Here is an 18,202-nt window from a genome sequence, read left to right as displayed (position 1 = left end):
GGAAACGCTCGTGCTGAACCAAGGCATCGGCTCCTGGCCGGCGCGCCGGGCCCGCAAGACACCCGACCGGACCGCCGTCGTCCACGGGGAGCTCACCCTGACCTACCGGGAGCTCCACCGGCGCGTCCTGCGGCTCGCCCACGGCCTGCGCGCCCTGGGCGTGGCGAGCGGCGACCGGATCGCCTACCTGGGCCCCAACCACCCCGCCTTCCTGGAGACCCTGTTCGCCGCCGGAGCGCTCGGCGCGGTCTTCGTCCCGCTCAACACCCGGCTGGCCGCCCCGGAGCTGGCGTACAACCTCTCCGACTCGGGCAGCGTCGTCCTCGTCCACGCCCCCGGGCAGGCCGAGGCCGCACGCGCCGCCGCCGACGAGGCCGGGGTGCGCCACCGGATCGCACTCGAAGGGCCCGAGGGACCGGGCGACGGCGCCCTCGCGTACGAGGAGCTCCCGGCCGGCGCCACGGACGAGCCCCTGGACGTGGCCGTGCGCCCCGAGGACCCGTGCATGATCATGTACACCTCCGGGACCACGGGCCGCCCCAAGGGTGCCGTCCTCTCCCACGGCAACATCGTCTGGAACAGCGTCAACGTCCTCGTCGACACCGACCTCGCCGCGGACGAGGTCACCCTGGCCGTGGCCCCGCTGTTCCACACCGGTGCCCTCAACATGACCTGCCTGCCCACCCTCCTCAAGGGCGGCCGGGTGGTCCTGCTCTCCGCCTTCGACGCCGACCTGGTCCTCGACACCGTCGAGCGCCTGCGCGTCACGTACCTGTTCGGCGTCCCCACGATGTACGACGCCATGGCCGCCCGGCCGCGCTGGGCGAGCACCGACCTCTCCAGCCTGCGCACCCTCAACTGCGGCGGCGCGCCGGTCCCGGCCCGCACCATCGCCGCGTACATCGACCGCGGCCTCGCCTTCAGCCAGGGCTACGGCATGACGGAGGCGTCCCCCGGCGTCCTCTTCCTCGACCGGGAGCAGGCGGCGGTCAAGGCCGGCTCCGCCGGCGTCCCGCACTTCTTCACCGACACCCGCATCGTCCGGCCCGACGGCGGCGACACCGCGCCCGGCGAACGCGGCGAGGTCCTCGTCCAGGGCCCCCACGTCATGACCGGCTACTGGAACCGGCCCGAGGACACCGCGGCCGCCTTCACCGACGGCGACTGGCTGCGCACCGGCGACATCGCCCGGACCGACGCCGACGGCTACGCCTACATCGTCGACCGGGTCAAGGACATGTACGTCTCAGGCGGCGAGAACGTCTACCCGGCCGAGGTCGAGGACGTCCTCCTCGACCACCCCGACGTCGCCGAATGCGCGGTCGTCGGCATCCCCGACCCGGTCTGGGGAGAGGTCGGCCGCGCCGTCGTCGTCCTCAGGCCCGAGGCCCGCGCCGGCGAGGACGACATCCTCGGCCACCTCCGGGGCAGGCTCGCCAAGTACAAGATCCCCAAGTCCGTCGTCGTCACGGGCGGCCTGCCCCGCACGGCCTCCGGAAAGATCCTCAAGTCCGCCGTACGCGACTCCTTCGCCACCGCTCCCGCCCCATCGAAAGGCTTCCCCGTGCCCATCGCCATCGCCGACGGCCTCGACGCACTCACCTCCCTCAGCGGAGCCGACCTCGGCCGCACCGAGTGGCTGGAGATCACCCAGGACCGGGTGAACACCTTCGCCGACGCCACCGACGACCACCAGTGGATCCACACCGACCCGGAGAAGGCCGAGGAGGGGCCCTTCGGCGGCCCCATCGCCCACGGCTACCTCACCCTCTCGCTGATCATCCCGCTCTTCGGCGAGCTGCTCGGCATCACCGGCACCAGGATGAGCGTCAACTACGGCCTGGACAAGGTCCGTTTCCCCAGCCCCGTCCGCGTCGGAGCGAGGATCCGTCTCCACGGAGCCGTCGGCACGGTGGAGGAGGTCAAGGGCAACGGCGTGCAGATGCCGGTCACCTTCACCGTCGAGGTCGAGGGCAGCGACAAGCCGGCCTGCGTCGCCGAGGCCGTCTACCGCCACTACGCCTGACCGGCCCCGGGCCGGGAGCACGAAGCGGGCGGGGCCACGACGGCCCCGCCCGCTTCGTGCTGTTCAGCCCGCGAGCTGCTCCTCCAGGGCCGCCAGCGTCCGGTAGCAGGGCAGGACCTGGGCGATGGAGGCGTTCGGCTCGCGGCCCTCGCGGATGGCGGCGACGAACTCGCGGTCCTGCAGCTCGATGCCGTCCATCGAGACGTCGACCCCGCTGACGTCGATCGGCTCGTCCTTGCCGGTGACCAGGTCGTCGTAGCGGGCGATGTAGGTGCCGGTGTCGCCGATGTAGCGGAAGAACGTGCCGAGCGGACCGTCGTTGTTGAACGACAGCGACAGGGTGCAGATGGCGCCGTTCGCCGCGCGCAGCTGGACCGACATGTCCATCGCGATGCCCAGCTCGGGGTGGATCGGGCCCTGGACGGCGTTGGCCTGCACGATGGGCGAGCCGGTCTGGTAGGCGAAGAGATCGACGGTGTGAGCCGCGTGGTGCCACAGGAGGTGGTCGGTCCACGAGCGCGGCGCACCCAGCGCGTTGAGGTTCGTGCGGCGGAAGAAGTACGTCTGCACGTCCATCTGCTGGATGTTGTACGCGCCGTCCCGGATCTGCCGACGCACCCACTGATGGCTCGGGTTGAAGCGCCGGGTGTGGCCCACCATGGCGACCAGCCCGGTGCGCTGCTGCGCCTCCAGGCACGCCTCGGCGTCGGCGAGGGAGGAGGCCAGGGGGATCTCGACCTGGACGTGCTTGCCCGCGTCGAGGCAGGCCAGCGTCTGCGCGGCGTGCATGGGGGTGGGGGTGGCGAGGACGACGGCGTCGACGTCGTCCATCGCCAGCACCTCGTCGAGGGACGCCACGGCGCGGCCGACCCCCTGCTCGGCGGCGAACTTCTCGGCGCTTTCGAGGGTGCTGCTCACTACGGCGGACACCTCGACGCCATCGATCCGCTTGAGCGCGGCCGCGTGCTTGGCGCCGAAGGCACCGCCGCCGGCCAGGGCGACCCGGAGGGTTCGGTCGTAGGTCATGTCAGTTGACTCCTTCGGCGGGCTCCTGGGCCCGGGGGTGGTTTTCGAGGATCAGGTGGCCGACGGCGGTGTTGGACGCCGGCACGTGGTAGAAGCGGTGCTTGACCTCGACCCGTCCGGACCCGTCGACGTCGCCCATCGCCCCGCGGGCGATCAGCCACATGACCAGCTCGATGCCTTCCGAGCCGGCTTCCTCGACGTACTCCAGGTGCGGCACCTGTGACAGTCCGACCGGATCCTCGACCAGCCGGTCGAGGAAGGCCTGGTCCCACTTGCGGTTGATGAGCCCGGCGCGCGGGCCCTGCAACTGGTGGCTCATGCCACCGGTGCCCCACACCTGGACCTTGAGCGGCCTGTCGTACGACTCGACCGCCTTGCGCAGTGCCCGGCCGAGCCCGAAGCACCGGGCGCCCGAGGGCACCGGGTACTGCACCACGTTGACGTGGAAGGGGATCACCTTGCACGGCCACTTCTCGACGTTCCCGAACATCAGCGACAGCGGGACGGTCAGGCCGTGGTCGACGGTCATCTCGTTGGCGAGGGTGAGGTCGAAGTCGTCCCTGATGAGCGAGTGCGCGATGTGCGCGGCCAGGTCGGGATCGCCCTCGATGCCGGGGACCGGGCGGGGGCCGTACCCCTCGTCGGCGGTGGCATAGGCCGCGCCGGTGCCGAGCACGAACGTCGGGATCAAGGACAGGTCGAACGCGGACGCGTGGTCGTTGTAGACCAGGAGGATCACATCCGGGAGGTTCTCCTTCTCCCATTCCCTGGAGAACTCGTACCCCTCGAAGACCGGCCTCCAATAGGGCTCCCCGGTCTTGTCGTGGTCCATCGCCGCGCCGATCGCCGGCACGTGCGAGGTGAAGACCGCGCCGGTGATCACGGCGTGTTCGGCCGGGGGCGCCGGATCGGCGTGCGCCGCCTCCAGGACCGCGTGATCGATGCGGTTGCCCTCGACGGAGCGGCCGCCGCCGGCCATCATCGCGCGGTACTCCTCCTCGGTCATCCCGGTCATCGAGCCGGCCATCTGCTGGAAGGAGAACCCCAGCGTCGCGCCCCACTTGGCGAGGAAGTAGATGTTGCCGCCCTCGTCCATCGCGGCGTTGAGGTCACGGTCGAGCAGCGCCCGCTTCTGCTCCTCCCGCAGCGGCCACGCGTCCAGGTAGGCACGCTCGTCGGCGAGGTAGCGCTCGCGGTTCTCCGCCGTCATCAGCGACATGCAGAACTGGTTGAGGTGGTAGCCCCTGGCGGACTGCTCGGCGTCGAAGACGGTGGTCCCCGGCACCAGTTTGTAGGTCTTGTCCAGTGACAAGGTCGGACTCCGATCGTGAGACGGATCAGCTGGTGGGACGGTCAGCGGGCTTCCGGCCAGTACAGGCGCATCGGGTTGTCGACGAGGAGCCGCTGCTGCAGCTCCGGCGTCGGCGCGATGCCCGGGATGAAGTCGACGAGCAGACCGTCGTCGGGCATGTGGCCGGCGAGGTTGGGGTGCGGCCAGTCCGTGCCCCACAGCACCCGGTCGGGGAACTCCTCGACCACGCGGCGGGCGAACGGGACGACGTCGCGGTACGCCGACCGCTCGCCGTCGAGGGCCGGCGGGCCGCTCACGGACAGCCGCTCCGGGCAGGTCACCTTGCACCAGATGTCCGGCCTGGCCCGCACGAAGTCCAGGAAGGCCCCGAACTCCGGGCCGTACGGGTCCTTGGCGACATCGGGCCGGCCCATGTGGTCGACGACCAGCGGAACCGGCATCGACAGCAGGAACTCGCGCAGGCCGGCGAGGTCGGCCGCCTCGAAGTAGACGACGACGTGCCACCCGTACGGGGCGATCCGCTCGACGACGTCCCGCAGGTCCTGCGGCGGCGCCGCGTCGACGAGCCGCTTGACGAAGTTGAACCGCACACCGCGCACCCCGGCCTCGTGCAGCTCCCGCAGCTCGGCGTCCGAGACCCCCGGCCGTACCGTCGCCACGCCCCGGGCCAGGCCCCCCGAGGCCCGCAGGGCATCGGTCATGGCGCTGTTGTCGGCGCCGTGGCAGGTCGCCTGGACCACGACGCTGCGGGTGAGGCCCAGGCGGTCGCGCAGCGCGAAGAGCTGGTCCTTGGACGCGTCGCAGGGGGTGTACTTCCGTTCGGGCGCGAACGGGAACACCGCCCCCGGGCCGAACACGTGGCAGTGCGCGTCGACGGCCCCCTCGGGCAATCGGAACCGCGGCCGGCTCGGGTCGGCGTACCAGTCCAGCCAGCCGGGGGTCTTCTCGAAGCTCGTCGTCATCATCAGTCCTCGTAGCGAAGGCCGAGCCCGGCCAGCGGGCCGCGCATGCCGTACATGTCCAGGCCGAGCTCGCCCGCGCGGAACCGCACCCGCTTGCCCTCCTCGGCCGCCTCGCGCCGGGCAGCCGCCCCGGCGACCTCGGCGGCCCGCTCGCGCGGCACCACCACGACGCCGTCGCGGTCCGCCACGACGACATCGCCCGGCCTGACCAGGGCGTTGGCGCAGACCACCGGTATGTTGACCGAACCGAGGGTGGCCTTGACCGTGCCCTTGGCGTTGACCGCCCGGGCGAAGACCGGGAAGTCCATCTCCTCCAGGTCGGCCACGTCGCGCACTCCTCCGTCGATGACCAGGCCCCGGCCGCCACGGGCGCGGAACGAGGTGGCCAGCAGTTCGCCGAAGAACCCGTCCTCGCTCTCCGTCGTGCAGGCCGCGACCACCACGTCGCCCTCCTCGATCTGCTCGGCGGCGACGTGGAGCATCCAGTTGTCCCCGGGCTGCAGCAGCACGGTCACCGCAGTGCCGCAGAGCCGGGCCCGGGTGTAGACGGGGCGCAGGTACGGGCGCATCAGACCCACCCGGCCCATCGCCTCGTGGACGGTCGCGACGCCGAACGCCGACAGTGCGGCGACGTCCTTCGGGTCGGCGCGGGTGATGGCGGTGCGGACGACACCGAGCCGGGTGTGTTCCATGTGTCCTTCTCCTGCGTCAGTGGCCGGCGGCGGTGAGCCGGGCGGCGAGTCGGGGGTAGGCGCGCAGGGCGTTGCCGCTGTAGACGGCGGCCCGTTCCTCGTCGGTGAGGTTCGCGGTGGCCTCGACGTACCGCTTCGTGTCGTCGAAGTGGTGGCCGGTGCGCGGGTCGACGTCGCGGACGGCGCCGATCATCTCGCTGGCGAACAGCACGGACCGGCTGGGGACGACCCGCGTGAGCAGGTCGATGCCGGGCTGGTGGTACACGCAGGTGTCGAAGAGGACGTTGTCCAGCAGCGTTTCGGGGTCCGGCCGGCCCAGAGCCATCGCCAGACCGCGGAACCGGCCCCAGTGGTAGGGCACCGCGCCACCGCCGTGGGGGATCACGAACCGCAGCGACGGGAAGTCGGCGAACAGATCGCCCTGGACCAGCTGCATGAACGCCGTGGTGTCCGCGTTCAGGTAGTGGGCGCCCGTGGTGTGGAAGGCCGGGTTGCAGGAGGTGCTGACGTGGATCATCGCGGGGATGTCGTACTCGGCCATCGCCTCGTACAGCGGGTACCAGCTGCGGTCCGTCAGCGGCGGCGCGGTCCAATCACCGCCCGACGGGTCGGGATTGAGGTTGACCGTCACCGCACCGAGTTCCTCGACCGCGCGGCGCAGCTCGGGCAGGCAGGTGGCCGGGTCGACGCCCGGTGACTGCGGCAGCATGGCGCCCATCGCGAAGCGGCCGGGGTAGAGCGTGCTGACGCGGTGGACCAGGTCGTTGCAGATCCGTGCCCACGTCGACGAGACCCGGAAGTCGCCGATGTGGTGGGCCATGAAGCTGGCCCGCGGGGAGAAGACCGTGAGGTCGGTGCCCCGCTCGTCCATGAGGCGCAGCTGGTTGCCCTCGATGGCCTCGCGGAGTTCGTCGTCGGTGATGACGAGGTCCTCGGGACCGGGCGCGTCGGCGGGGGAGCCGACCGCCGCGACCTGCCGGTCACGCCACCGGGCCAGCTGGGGCGGCGCCGTGGTGAAGTGACCGTGACAGTCGATGATCATGGGTTGTCTCCTGGGGGTCGTCGGGGTCAGCCCCGGCAGCCGACGGGCCAGCCCGTGTACTGCTCGGCGAGATAGGTGCGGCCGGCGAGCGTGCCCGCCACGTTGTCGAGTTCGCCGAGTTGGCGCCGCAGATCGAACGGAGTGCCGCCGGGCGGGGTGTGCAGCAGCTGGGTCATCCAGTGGGAGAAGTTCTGCGCCCGCCAGATCCGTTGCAGCGCGCGCGGCTGGTAGTCCTCCAGCGCGGCCTCGCCCGCGGCGCCGAGCGCCCGCAGGAGGACCTCGGCCAGGACCTTCACGTCGTGCAGTGCGAGATTGAGTCCGCGGGCGCCGGTCGGCGGCACGGTGTGCGCGGCGTCCCCGGCGAGCACCATCGAGCCCCAGCGCATCGGCTCCTGCACGAACGAGCGGAACCGCAGCACCGTCTTCTCCAGGATCGGACCCTCCTTGAGGCGGAAGCCGTCCTCACCGGCCACCCGGGCCTGGAGCGTCTCCCAGACGCGGTCGTCCGGCCAGGCATCGACGGGCTCGTCCGGGGAGCACTGGAAGTACATCCGCTGTACGGCCTCGGTCCGTTGGCTGATCAGCGCGAAGCCGTGCTCGGAATGGGCGTAGACCAGCTCGGGTGCGCTCGGCGGTGCCTCGGCCATGATGCCGAACCATGCGAAGGGGTACTCCTTGCCGTACCGCACCCGCCGGTCCTCGGGGACCAGGTTGCGGCACATGCTGCGGGACCCGTCCGCACCGACCACGTACCGCGCGCGGACCTCGTGCCGGGACCCGTCGGCCGCGGTGTACCGGACCCGCGGGGCGGTGGTGGTGATCCCGAGGACCTCGGTGTCCTCGACCCCGAAGTGGACCGTGCCGCCGTCGCGGTCCCGGGCGTCGGCCAGGTCGATGAACACGTCGGTCTGCGGGTAGAGCCACACGGACTCGCCGACCAGCGCCTTGAAGTGGATGCGGTGCGCCCGGCCGCCGAACCGCAGCTCGGTGCCTTCGTGTTCGTGGCCGTCGCGCAGGATCCGGTCGCTGACGCCGGTCTCGACCAGGTCCCGGGCCGCGTCCGCCTCCAGGATGCCGGCCCGCTGCGTCGTGGCGATCTCACGCCGGGTGCGGGTGTCGACCACGATCGTGTCGACTCCCGCCCGCCCCAGGAGGTGAGCGAGCATCAGGCCGGCCGGACCGGCGCCGATGACTGCGACGGGAACCGAGGCAACTGAGTCGACGACGGCGTCGGCCATGGCATCTCCTGGGCAGTTGTGAACGTTCCGAACACGTCGAACGTTGACACCCGGGGCCGCGGCCGGTCTCCGGCGTTTCCGTCAGGCGGAAGCCCGCTCGGATCTCAGGCAGTGGGGCGGGTGCGCCGGCCCAGCTCGTCGGAGATCCCGTACGCGGCCCTCAGCAGCGGCTCGCGCAGCCCGCGGGCACGGCTCGCCCCGCGCGCCGTGATCACGATCCCCAGAGCGGCGCTCACCGGCCCGTTCCGGCCGATCCGTACCGGCGCGGACACCGCGACGGTGCTCTCCGAGAGCTGCCGGTCGCTGACGAAGACCTGTTCGCGACGGATGCGGTCCAGCTGCGTGCGCAGGGTCCTCGGGTCGGTGACGGTGTGCGGGGTCCAGGCCCGCAGCGGCGATGTGAGGACCTCCTCCTGGATGTCCGGCGGCGCGTGGGCGAGCAGCACCCGCCCCATCCCGGTGGAGCCGATCGGGAAACGGGCTCCCACCATCGTCACCAGCTCCACCGACCGGTGCCCGGCGATCCGCTCGACGAACACCAGCTCCGTGCCCTCGCGCACCGCGAGCTGGACGTTCTCGTGGGTCGCCTCGTAGAGGTCCTGCATGAACGGCAGCGCCACATCACGCAGGATCTGGGTGCGCGGGCACCCCGAGGCGATCTCCCAGAGCCTCAACCCGACGTGCCACGACCCGTCCTCGCCGCGCTCCAGCGCTCCCCACCCGGCCAGTTCGGCGACCACCCGGTGCGTCGTGCTCAGGGCGAGGCCGGTGCGCTGGGCGATCTCCGACAGTGTCTGCGACGGGTGCTCGCGGTCGAAGGCCGCGAGGACTTCGAGGACTTTTCCAGCCGCCGTGCTCCGGGTTGCGCTCACGCGGTCAGTTTCGCAGACCCGCGTTGAGCGGCCCCGACGAGCGCCGTACCATCTGCCGGACACCAAGGAGGCGACGTGAACAGAGTGATCTGCGGGCTGTCCTCGATGGCGACACGGCCGCTGCTGGCCGAGCTGTCCGAGCAGATCGGGCTCGTGCACGGGCTTCCCGTACGGTTCGAGGCCGCGGGCGGGGTCGAGATCGCCCGGCGGGTGCGCGAGGGAGCCGAGGCCGATCTGCTCGTGCTCGCCGACGGAGCGCTCACCGCGCTGGAGGAGGAGGGCCACCTCCTGGCAGGCACGGCTCGACCGCTGTGGACCTCCCAGGTCGTGGCCGCCGTGCCGACGGGATCACCGGTTCCGGTGCTCGACTCGGACTCCGACCTGCGGGACGTTCTGCGGTCCGCGAGGAAGATCGCCTACTCCACCGGTCCCAGCGGGACGGGCCTGATCGAGCTGATCGGCCGGCTGGGTCTCGCCGACGCGCTCGACGGCCGGCTCGTCCAGGCGGCGCCGGGCGTGCCGGCCGGCAGCCTGCTGTCCTCCGGCCGGGCCGACCTGGCGTTCCAGCAGCACAGCGAGCTGATGGACCTGCCGGGTGTCGTCATCGCCGGACCGCTGCCGGGTGACACGGCCATCAGCTCGACCTTCGGCGGAGGCGTACTGGCCTCGGCCCGCGAGCCGGACCTCGCCCTTGAGGTCCTCGGCCTCTTCGGCTCCGATACGGGGTCCAGGGCCGCCCGCACCAGGGGCATGCGGGCCGCGGGGGCCGGCCGGGGCGCCTGAGAGGGCAGCTACGGAATGCCGGGCAGGCTCCCGTCACGGGCCGCCGGGCGGCTCGTAGCGGTAGCCGGCGGAGTCGACGGACTCGGTGTCCAGCATCTGATCGACCGTCACCGGGGCCTGCGCGGAGAAGTCCGGCAGGAAGGGCTTGACCTGCGCGTCGAGAATCACGTCGTACCCGGTGGCGCTGCTCACCCACGGCCACATCACGTCGCCCGGCCGGTGCCCGAGCGGTGCCGGCTTGCCGTCGAACGGCGACAGCTCGCCGGTCGCCGGCCGGCCCGGGTGCGGGCCGCGTGGCGCGCGGTGGCCGGCCACGCCCGTTCAGTGTGACCATCAGCCCGGCGCGAAGCCGCGCGTGGCGCGCACTCCCGCCCCGAACGGCCCACCGCCGTGCGACGGGCACTCGCTCAGGACGGGCTCGTCAGGGCGTGGACCAGTCGCTCGACCTGGTCCTGCGGGGGAGGGCCGTCGGGCCGGCTCGTCATCAGCAGGTGGTGCAGCGTGCCCACCATGGCCAGCGCGACCGAAGCGGTGTCCGTGCCGGGGCCGATGCGTCCCAGGTGCCGTTCGGCATCGAGGTAGGCCCCGATCGACGTCTGGATCGCGTCGAAGCCGGGGGCGCCGTCGGCCCAGGCCTCGCGGACCCGCCGGGCCGCCGCGGGCCGGGTCACCGCCAGACCGACGACACCGGGGTCCAGGGACAGTACGGTCGCGGACAGCTCCACCAGGTTGCCGGCCACCGAGTCGCGGCCCGCCCGTGCGGGGAGTGCTGCCGCCAGCGCGGCCGAGCGGGTGAAACGGTCCAGCACCAGCTCCGCCACGAACTCGTCCAGCCCGTCGAAGTGGGTGTGCAGCACCCCCTTGGCGCAGTCCGCCTCGGTCGTGATCGCCCTGCTGGTCAGGGCGGCGGCCCCGTCCCGGGCCAGGACGCGCTCCGCCGCGTCGAAGAGCCGCTCGCGCAGATCGGGGATGGCCACTCCACGTGGTGACACCAAGACCTCCCGGAGAAAGGGGGATTGCCAGTATGGGCGAGCGCCCATACTGTTTGGGCAGGTGCCCATTCTAAGGTTCGGGCGTTGGCCCCGCACCCCCTCTCGCAGGAGGTTCCATCCATGCACGGCATCGCGAACACCGGCCAGGCGCAGTCCTGGAACGGATACGAGGGCGCCCACTGGGCCGCCCATCAGGACCGCTGGGACGCCGTCAACGCCGGATTCGACCAGCCGCTGTTCGATGCCGCGGCCGTCACCCGCGGCGAACGCGTCCTCGACATCGGCTGCGGAGCCGGATCCACGACCCGGCGGGCCGCCCGCGCCGCCGGGCCGGCCGGCCGCGCCGTGGGCCTCGACCTCTCCGGACCCATGCTCGAACGCGCCAGGGCGAGCGCCGAGGCCGAAGGCCTGGACAACGTCCGCTTCGAACACGGGGACGCCCAGGTGCACCCCCTCGCCCCCGCCGCCTTCGACCTCGCCATCAGCCGGTTCGGCATCATGTTCTTCACCGACCCCGCGGCGGCGTTCGCGAACATCGCCGCCGCGCTGCGCCCCGGTGGCCGCGTGGCCCTGATCTGCGCCGCCGAGCCCGAGGGCAACGAATGGCTGACCGCTCTGGCGGCGCTCGGCGACCTGCTCCCGCTGGAGGGCTTCGGTAAGCCCGGCGGGCCCGGCATGTTCTCGCTCGCGGCGCCCGGTGAGGCGGCCGCACTGCTGAGCGGGGCGGGGCTGCGCGACGTCCGCGCCACGCACGTGTCGGCGTACGGGACCTGGGGGCGCGACGCGGCGGACGCGGCCGGGTTCCTCCTGGACTCCGGGCCCGGCCGGCACCTCGTCGCCCGGGCCGGATCCGGCGCCGGCGAGCGCGCCCGGGCCCGCCTGACCGACGTCCTGCGCCCCCACGAGGCCGACGGCGCCCTGCGCCTGCGCGGCACGGGCTGGCTGCTCACCGCCACGGCCCCGCACGCCTGACCGCCCGCCACGCGCAGGCATGTTCCGGGGACGGCAGTGCCCCCGCCCATGGGGGGCAGGGGCACGGCCTTCGGGTCAGGAGGACTGGTCCGTCAGGATCGCCGGGTCCGACAGGCCGGCCGCGCCGGTCTCCACCTTGCCCGCGAAGCGGCGGCGGAAGTCCGGGGCACCGGATGCGGTGACGGTCACGTCGTACCAGCGCCGCGTGTTCTTCAGGGGCACGCTGTACGTGACCGTGGCGCCCGGGGCGACCGTGAGGCGCTTCGGCCCGCCGGCGTAGGCGTTGGTGACCGTGAGGGTGGCGGTCGACCCGCCGGCGTTGGTGAGGGTGAGGTCAAGGTTCCCGGTGGCCGCGTTGTGTCGGGCGGTGGCCTCGGGGCCGGCGGTGGTGCCCGGGTTGCGGAAGGCGCGCAGGAAGCCGTTGGGGCCGTGCACGGTCAGGTCGGTGACCCCGGCCGAGTACCGGGTGTTCCAGGTGTCCGCGATCGACTTGCCGGCCTCGGTGGTGTACGTCCAGGGGGCGTCGGTGCGGTTGCCGGAGGTGACGTAGAACTGCGCGCCCAGTGCCTGGCCGCCGCTGAACGTGAGCCGGAACTTGCCCTCGGCGGTGAGCGCCGCGCCGTCCACGTACGGGGCGTACTTCAGCGCACGGGTGGGGCGCAGGCCCTTCTCCTGGCGCGGCATGGATCCGACGGGCGGGGCGGGGGCCAGGAAGTCGGGGTGGCGCTCCCGGTCCTGCGGCTCCCAGGCGCCGGTGTCGGGCAGGCCGACCGTGCTGGTGTCCTTGCGGGCGAAGTCGAAGGCGGAGGTCAGGTCGCCGCAGACGGCGCGGCGCCACGGCGAGATGTTGGGCTCCTCCACGCCGAAACGCTGCTCCATGAAGCGGATCACGGAGGTGTGGTCGAAGGTCTCGGAGCAGGAGTAGCCGCCGGTGCTCCAGGGGGAGACCACGAGCATGGGCACGCGCGGGCCCAGGCCGTACGGCCCGGCGACGTACCCGGCCTTGCCGGGGAAGACGTCCAGGGCGGTGGGCGTGGTGGACAGGCCCTGCGCGGCGCTCGCGGGGGCGTACGGCGGAACGAGGTGGTCGAAGAAGCCGTCGTTCTCGTCGTAGGTGATGAACAACGCGGTACGGGCCCACACGTCGGGGTTGGAGGTGAGGGCGTCCAGTACCTGCGAGATGTACCAGGCGCCGTAGTTGGAAGGCCAGTTGGAGTGCTCGCTGAACGCCTCGGGCGCCGCGATCCAGGAGACCTTCGGCAGGGTGCCGGCGGCCACGTCGGCGCGCAGCCTGTCGAAGTAGCCTTCGCCGGCCTTGGCGTCGGTGCCGGTGCGGGCCTTGTCGTAGAGCGGGTTGCCGGGCCGGGCGTTGCGGTAGTTGTTGAAGTAGAGGAGGGAGTTGTCGCCGTAGTTCCCGCGGTAGGCGTCGTTGATCCAGCCCCAGGAGCCGGCGGCGTCGAGGCCGTCGCCGATGTCCTGGTAGACCTTCCAGGAGATCCCGGCCGCCTCCAGCCGCTCGGGGTAGGTGGTCCAGCCGTACCCGGCCTCGGCGTTGTTGAGGACCGGGCCGCCGCCCTTGCCGTCGTTTCCGGTGTGACCCGACCAGAGGTAGTAGCGGTTGGGGTCGGTGGAGCCTATGAACGAGCAGTGGTACGCGTCGCAGATCGTGAAGGCATCGGCGAGGGCGTAGTGGAAGGGGATGTCGTCGCGCGTCAGGTAGGCCATGGTGGTGGGCGTCTTGGCGGGCACCCAGTTGTCGTACTTGCCCTGGTTGAAGGCGCTCTGGCCGCCGGCCCAGTCGTGGTTGAGGCCCTGGAGGAACTCCATGCCGAGGTCGTCGGACGGCGGCCGGAAGGGCAGCGTCTCCTTGGCGCCGTCGGACTGGTGCCAGACGGACTTGCCGCTCGGCAGGGTCACCGGGCGCGGGTCGCCGAAGCCGCGGACGCCGCGGAGCGCGCCGAAGTAGTGGTCGAAGGAACGGTTCTCCTGCATGAGGACCACGATGTGCTCGACATCGGCGATGGTGCCGGTGCTGCCCTGTGCGGGGATGGCGGCGGCGCGCGCGATGCTGTCGTTGAGCATCGTCAGGGCGGCGGCGCCCCCGGCGAGCTGCAGGAAGCGGCGGCGGTTGAGTTCTGCCATGGCGGGATCGACCTCTGGGGGTTGAGGGGTGGTTGAGCGCCCTCAGCAGAGCGCGCCCGGGGTACCGGAGAGGGAGCCTCGCGTGACCCGGGCGGGTAGGCCAGATGAACGTCAGCCGGATTTCGGGGGAGTTCGGCCAGCGCCGGAGGCGGGCTGTTGCCCCTTGCTCCCGCTCGACTACAGTGCGTGATGTTCGCGCTTCGCCCGTGCCGACGTACAGGAGCAGATCCGTGGCCACCCACGCCCGCCCCGGCCCCCTCGCGAGTCCGTCCCCGGCGGGTCGCCGGGTGCCCGAGCTGGATCACGCCCTCATCGCGCAGTGGCAGGCCGGGGGAGGGGAGCTCATCGACCTCTTCACCCAGGCGCAGGAACGGGTGGGCGGCGTGGCCGCGTTGCGGCTCGGACCGCGCCCGACCGTCCTGATCACCGCTCCGCAGGCCGTGCAGCACGTGCTCGCGCTCCACCCCGACCGGTACGTGAAGCGCTCGCACCGCGCCAGGCTCCTGATCGGCGACGGGGTCCTCGCCGCGACGGGCGAGGCCTGGCAGCGGCAGCGGCGCCTGCTCCAGACCCAGTTCACCGGACGTGGCATGCGCCGCTACGAGCAGCGCATCACCGGCGCCGCCCGGACCACCGCGGCGCGCTGGGCCGGGTACGCCCGCACCGGGCAGGTCCTCGACGTCGGCGAGGAGATGCGCCGCTTCGCCCTGGACGCCATCTGGCGGTCCCTGACCGGACACCCCCTCGACCCCGCGACGGAGCGCGAACTGGCCGCCCTGCCGACGGTGGTGGCCGCGCTGCCCAGCCTCCCGGCCGACGGCACCGCCGCCCGCGGTGCCGTCGCCGCCGAGCTGGCCCGCATCGACGCCGTGGCGGGCCTCGCCATCGCCGCCGCCCGCGGCGGCGAGGCCGGGCCCGACGGCCCGGGGCTGCTGCACGTCCTGATCGAGGCGGCCGGAACCCGTCCCGAGTACACCGACCGGCTGATCCGCGACGAGCTGGTCACCCTGATGGTCGCCGGGCACGAGACCACCGCCACCACCCTGACCTGGCTCCACCTGCTGCTGGACCGAAATCCGCAGGCGCGGGAGCAGGCCCTCGCCGCGGGCGCCGAGGGCTCGCCCGAGCGGCGCCAGGCCGTCCAGGCACTCGTCCACGAAACGCTGCGCTTCTACCCGTCCGCCTGGATACTGCCGCGCTGCGCGGCGCAGGACGACAACCTCGCCGGATACGACGTCGAGGCCGGCACCGACGTACTGGTCTGCCCCTACCTCACGCACCGGGACCCGGAACTCTGGGCAGACCCTGGGCGGTTCGATCCGCGGCGCTTCACCACTCCGGGGGGACGCCCCGGCCATCCGGGGAGCTACCTGCCGTTCGGCATCGGGCCCCGGGCCTGCCTGGGCCTGCAGTTCGCCCTCCGTGAGACGACCGTGCTCCTGGAGCACCTGCTGCCCGCCCACACCCCGCGCTTCCGCTCCGTCCCGGCGAAGGCCGCGTACAGCATCACGGTCCGCCCCGACGGCCCCACACCCGCAGTGCTGGCCGGGTAGTTACGCGCTCAGCGGGCCGGCGGTGCCTCCCGCTCCGCGACCAGCGGTGCGAGCCCGTCCAGGATCCGGTCGAGCCCGAAGCGGAACTGGAAGTCCGGATCTCCGGAGCCGGTGAAGGCGTCCGAGTCCAGCAGTCGCGTCACGGCAGGGTGGCTCTCGGGGCCGGCGAGCAGCCGCAGGGTGCGGACGTACTGGGCCACGGCCTGCTGCGGGGCGACGCCCGACTTGATGATGGCGTCCATCATGTCGGCGGCCATGGTGGCCTCGTTCCGCACCAGGCCCCCGATCAGGATGATCGTGGAGAGCTTCTCGCTCTCCGTCAGGCCCGTCTCCGCCATGGCGTCGAGCCCCCGGTCCATCCAGGCCAGTTGGTTCGGGGTCGCGGGCGGGGCAGTGATCGGGATGCGCAGGATCCAGGAGTTGGCCATCAGGACGGCCCGCTGCGCGTACGCCCAGTGCGTCAGCAGTTCGCGCCAGCCCTGCTCGTCCGACTCGGGCGGCAGCGGCGGCGGGGTGCCCACGCCCGCGTCGGACATGAGGACGTACAGCTCCTCCTTGGCGGCCACGTACCGGTAGAGGGACATCGTCGAGACGCCCAGCTCCTTGGCCACCCGGCCCATCGACACCGCGTCCATGCCCTCGGCGGCGGCGAGCGAGACGGCCGCCTCCACGATGCGGGGCAGCGTGAGCGTGGGGCGCGGCCCCTTCCCGGGGCGTTCGCGCAGGCCCCAGGCCATCTCCAGGCTGGCCGGTAGCCCGGTACCGCTGTCCTCGTCCGCCATGACCGCCCCTACTCGATTGACCTCCATTCTAGTTCTGTGTATTACTTACACAGCACAGAGTAAGCCATACGCAGAAGGGAGTGTCCTCTCATGACGACGCACGACCTCGGTATCCACGCCGCCGGCCTCACCAAGTCCTACGGCGCACTGCGCGTCCTCGACGGCATCGACCTCGCCGTCCCGCGCGGCTCCGTCCTCGCCCTCCTCGGCCCCAACGGCGCGGGCAAGACCACCACCGTCCGGATCCTCGCCACCCTCACCGCAGCCGACTCCGGCACCGCCCGCGTCGCCGGGCACGACACCGCTACCGCACGCTCCCGGGTCCGTGAACGCATCTCCCTCACCGGCCAGTTCGCCGCAGTCGACGAGCTGCTGACCGGCACCGAGACCCTGCGCATGATGGGCCGCCTCACCGGACTCTCCCCGCGCGCCGCACGCACCCGCGCCGACGAACTCCTCGCCCGCTTCGGCCTCACCGACGCGGCCGGCCGCACCGCGAAGACGTACTCGGGCGGCATGCGCCGCCGCCTCGACCTCGCCGCGAGCCTCGTCTCCCGCCCCGAGGTGATCTTCCTCGACGAGCCGACCAGCGGCCTCGACCCCCGCAGCCGCCAGGGCATGTGGGACCTCGTACGGGAACTGCGCGCCGACGGCGCCACCGTCCTGCTCACCACCCAGTACCTGGAGGAGGCCGACCAACTCGCCGACCGCGTCGCAGTCCTCGCCGACGGACGCATCGCCGCCGAGGGCACCCCGGCCGAGCTGAAGTCCCGCGTCGCCGGACACCGGCTGGACCTGACCCTCACCACCGGCGCCGCCTACGAGGCCCTCGCCCCGCGCGCCGTCCACCTCGACCCCGAGGCGCTCACCCTGGGCCTCGCCACCGACGGCACCGCCGCCCACGTCCGGAGCCTGCTCGACGAACTCGACCCGGAACGCACCGACGTCGACCGGTTCACCCTGCGCAGCGCCACCCTCGACGACGTTTTCCTCGCCCTGACGGGAGCCGACCGATGACCGCCCTGCCCGTGACCTCCTTCGCCCTGGCCGGCCGCTGCCTGCGCATCAGCAGCCGCCGCCCCGACATGCTGATCACCGCCCTGATGCTGCCCGTCATGCTGATGCTGATCTTCGTCTACTTCTTCGGCGGGGCCATCGACACCGGTACGCAGTACGTGACCTACGTGGTCCCCGGCGCCATGCTGCTCTGCGCGGGCTTCGGCGCGGCCTCCACCGCCGTCAGCGTCTCCGAGGACATGAAGAACGGCGTCATCGACCGGCTGCGCTCCCTCGACATCGGCGGCGTCCCCATCCTGGCCGGGCACGTCACCGCATCGGTCCTGCGCAACCTGCTCTCCACCACCCTGGTCCTGGCCGTCGCCCTCGCCATCGGCTTCCGCCCCCAGGCGGGCCCGGCCGGCTTCCTCGCGGCCGCCGGACTGCTCGTCGCGTACGTCACCGCCATCTCCTGGCTGGCCGCAGCCCTCGGTCTGGCCGCCGACTCCCCCGAGGCCGCGGGCGGGTTCACCTTCCTGATGATGTTCCTGCCCTACCCCTCCAGCGCCTTCGTCCCCATCGACACGATGCCCGACTGGCTGCACGGCTTCGCCGACCACCAGCCGCTCACCCCGGTCATCGAATCCCTCCGGGCGCTGCTCCTGGACCAGCCCGCGGGCAGCGCCCCCTGGACCGCCCTGGCCTGGTGCGGGGCCATCCTGGCGGTCGCCGTGGCCCTGACCTCCGTACTGTTCCGGCGCCGGACGCGATAGGCGTCACCGGCTCCCGGAAAACGCTTGGACCGGGCGGAC

The 18,202-nt window shown here is 72.3% G+C and carries 17 protein-coding genes and 1 pseudogene; 7 read left to right on the top strand and 11 right to left on the bottom strand.

Features of this window, described 5'->3' with window-relative positions:
- Nucleotides 1-10: 10 nt before the first annotated feature.
- Both AB0M99_RS18150 and AB0M99_RS18145 read left to right on the top strand, forming a co-directional pair.
- Nucleotides 11-1,534: pseudogene (locus AB0M99_RS18150) on the top strand (long-chain fatty acid--CoA ligase); the annotation flags it as partial.
- A 30-nt stretch (nt 1,535-1,564) separates the two neighbouring features.
- Nucleotides 1,565-2,026, top strand: coding sequence for a MaoC family dehydratase (locus tag AB0M99_RS18145; protein WP_365921516.1), 462 nt, complete (start codon nt 1,565-1,567; stop codon nt 2,024-2,026).
- Between the two features lie 63 nt (nt 2,027-2,089).
- Here the strand turns inward: AB0M99_RS18145 and AB0M99_RS18140 are convergent, their stop codons facing one another.
- From AB0M99_RS18140 to AB0M99_RS18110, 7 genes are all read right to left on the bottom strand, one after another.
- Nucleotides 2,090-3,052: a Gfo/Idh/MocA family oxidoreductase gene (locus tag AB0M99_RS18140; RefSeq protein WP_365921469.1), complete on the bottom strand. Its 963-nt coding sequence runs from the start codon at nt 3,050-3,052 to the stop codon at nt 2,090-2,092.
- A 1-nt stretch (nt 3,053) separates the two neighbouring features.
- Nucleotides 3,054-4,364 (bottom strand): protocatechuate 4,5-dioxygenase subunit alpha, encoded by a 1,311-nt coding sequence (ligA, locus tag AB0M99_RS18135; RefSeq protein ID WP_365921467.1) that lies wholly within the window; start codon nt 4,362-4,364, stop codon nt 3,054-3,056.
- Nucleotides 4,365-4,405: 41 nt separating this feature from the next.
- Nucleotides 4,406-5,326: an amidohydrolase family protein gene (locus AB0M99_RS18130; RefSeq protein ID WP_365921515.1), complete on the bottom strand. Its 921-nt coding sequence runs from the start codon at nt 5,324-5,326 to the stop codon at nt 4,406-4,408.
- A gap of 2 nt (nt 5,327-5,328) precedes the next feature.
- A complete protein-coding gene (ligK, locus tag AB0M99_RS18125) occupies nt 5,329-6,018 on the bottom strand; it encodes a 4-carboxy-4-hydroxy-2-oxoadipate aldolase/oxaloacetate decarboxylase (RefSeq protein WP_365921465.1) in 690 nt (229 codons plus the stop codon).
- Between the two features lie 16 nt (nt 6,019-6,034).
- The gene (locus AB0M99_RS18120) at nt 6,035-7,060 is read right to left on the bottom strand and encodes an amidohydrolase family protein (protein WP_365921463.1); all 1,026 of its coding nucleotides are present in this window, start codon (nt 7,058-7,060) and stop codon (nt 6,035-6,037) included.
- Nucleotides 7,061-7,086: 26 nt separating this feature from the next.
- Nucleotides 7,087-8,298 (bottom strand): 4-hydroxybenzoate 3-monooxygenase, encoded by a 1,212-nt coding sequence (locus AB0M99_RS18115; protein ID WP_365921461.1) that lies wholly within the window; start codon nt 8,296-8,298, stop codon nt 7,087-7,089.
- A 104-nt stretch (nt 8,299-8,402) separates the two neighbouring features.
- Nucleotides 8,403-9,170, bottom strand: a complete 768-nt coding sequence (locus AB0M99_RS18110; RefSeq protein ID WP_365921459.1) for an IclR family transcriptional regulator — start codon at nt 9,168-9,170, stop codon at nt 8,403-8,405.
- Nucleotides 9,171-9,245: 75 nt separating this feature from the next.
- Here AB0M99_RS18110 and AB0M99_RS18105 point away from each other — a divergent pair, with 75 nt between their 5' ends.
- The gene (locus AB0M99_RS18105; RefSeq protein WP_365921457.1) at nt 9,246-9,953 is read left to right on the top strand and encodes a substrate-binding domain-containing protein; all 708 of its coding nucleotides are present in this window, start codon (nt 9,246-9,248) and stop codon (nt 9,951-9,953) included.
- Between the two features lie 33 nt (nt 9,954-9,986).
- On the opposite strand, the gene AB0M99_RS18100 is transcribed toward AB0M99_RS18105, so the two are convergent.
- Both AB0M99_RS18100 and AB0M99_RS18095 read right to left on the bottom strand, forming a co-directional pair.
- A complete protein-coding gene (locus AB0M99_RS18100; protein WP_365921456.1) occupies nt 9,987-10,268 on the bottom strand; it encodes a hypothetical protein in 282 nt (93 codons plus the stop codon).
- 92 nt (nt 10,269-10,360) lie between these two features.
- Nucleotides 10,361-10,945, bottom strand: coding sequence for a TetR/AcrR family transcriptional regulator (locus AB0M99_RS18095; RefSeq protein WP_365921454.1), 585 nt, complete (start codon nt 10,943-10,945; stop codon nt 10,361-10,363).
- Between the two features lie 120 nt (nt 10,946-11,065).
- Here AB0M99_RS18095 and AB0M99_RS18090 point away from each other — a divergent pair, with 120 nt between their 5' ends.
- Nucleotides 11,066-11,917: a class I SAM-dependent methyltransferase gene (locus AB0M99_RS18090; RefSeq protein ID WP_365921452.1), complete on the top strand. Its 852-nt coding sequence runs from the start codon at nt 11,066-11,068 to the stop codon at nt 11,915-11,917.
- A 75-nt stretch (nt 11,918-11,992) separates the two neighbouring features.
- Here AB0M99_RS18090 and AB0M99_RS18085 read toward each other — a convergent pair whose 3' ends face one another.
- Nucleotides 11,993-14,059, bottom strand: coding sequence for a phosphocholine-specific phospholipase C (locus tag AB0M99_RS18085; RefSeq protein ID WP_365921450.1), 2,067 nt, complete (start codon nt 14,057-14,059; stop codon nt 11,993-11,995).
- A gap of 230 nt (nt 14,060-14,289) precedes the next feature.
- On the opposite strand from AB0M99_RS18085, the gene AB0M99_RS18080 reads away from it, so the two are divergent.
- Nucleotides 14,290-15,612: a cytochrome P450 gene (locus AB0M99_RS18080; RefSeq protein WP_365921448.1), complete on the top strand. Its 1,323-nt coding sequence runs from the start codon at nt 14,290-14,292 to the stop codon at nt 15,610-15,612.
- An 8-nt stretch (nt 15,613-15,620) separates the two neighbouring features.
- Here AB0M99_RS18080 and AB0M99_RS18075 read toward each other — a convergent pair whose 3' ends face one another.
- On the bottom strand, nt 15,621-16,421 hold the full coding sequence (locus AB0M99_RS18075) for a TetR/AcrR family transcriptional regulator (protein ID WP_365921446.1): 801 nt from the start codon (nt 16,419-16,421) through the stop codon (nt 15,621-15,623).
- Between the two features lie 63 nt (nt 16,422-16,484).
- On the opposite strand from AB0M99_RS18075, the gene AB0M99_RS18070 reads away from it, so the two are divergent.
- Together AB0M99_RS18070 and AB0M99_RS18065 are read left to right on the top strand one after the other, a co-directional pair.
- Entirely contained in the window at nt 16,485-17,411 is a 927-nt protein-coding gene (locus tag AB0M99_RS18070) for an ATP-binding cassette domain-containing protein (protein WP_365921444.1), read from the top strand.
- Nucleotides 17,408-18,163: an ABC transporter permease gene (locus AB0M99_RS18065; RefSeq protein WP_365921442.1), complete on the top strand. Its 756-nt coding sequence runs from the start codon at nt 17,408-17,410 to the stop codon at nt 18,161-18,163. The genes AB0M99_RS18070 and AB0M99_RS18065 overlap by 4 nt, the downstream gene beginning before the upstream one ends.
- Nucleotides 18,164-18,202 lie beyond the last annotated feature (39 nt).

Origin of the sequence: Streptomyces sp. NPDC051183, from assembly GCF_040682455.1 — a bacterium.
Taxonomy (GTDB): domain Bacteria; phylum Actinomycetota; class Actinomycetes; order Streptomycetales; family Streptomycetaceae; genus Streptomyces.
The sequence above is the reverse complement of the archived record's forward strand: the minus strand, read 5'-3'. Positions and strand labels throughout refer to the sequence as shown.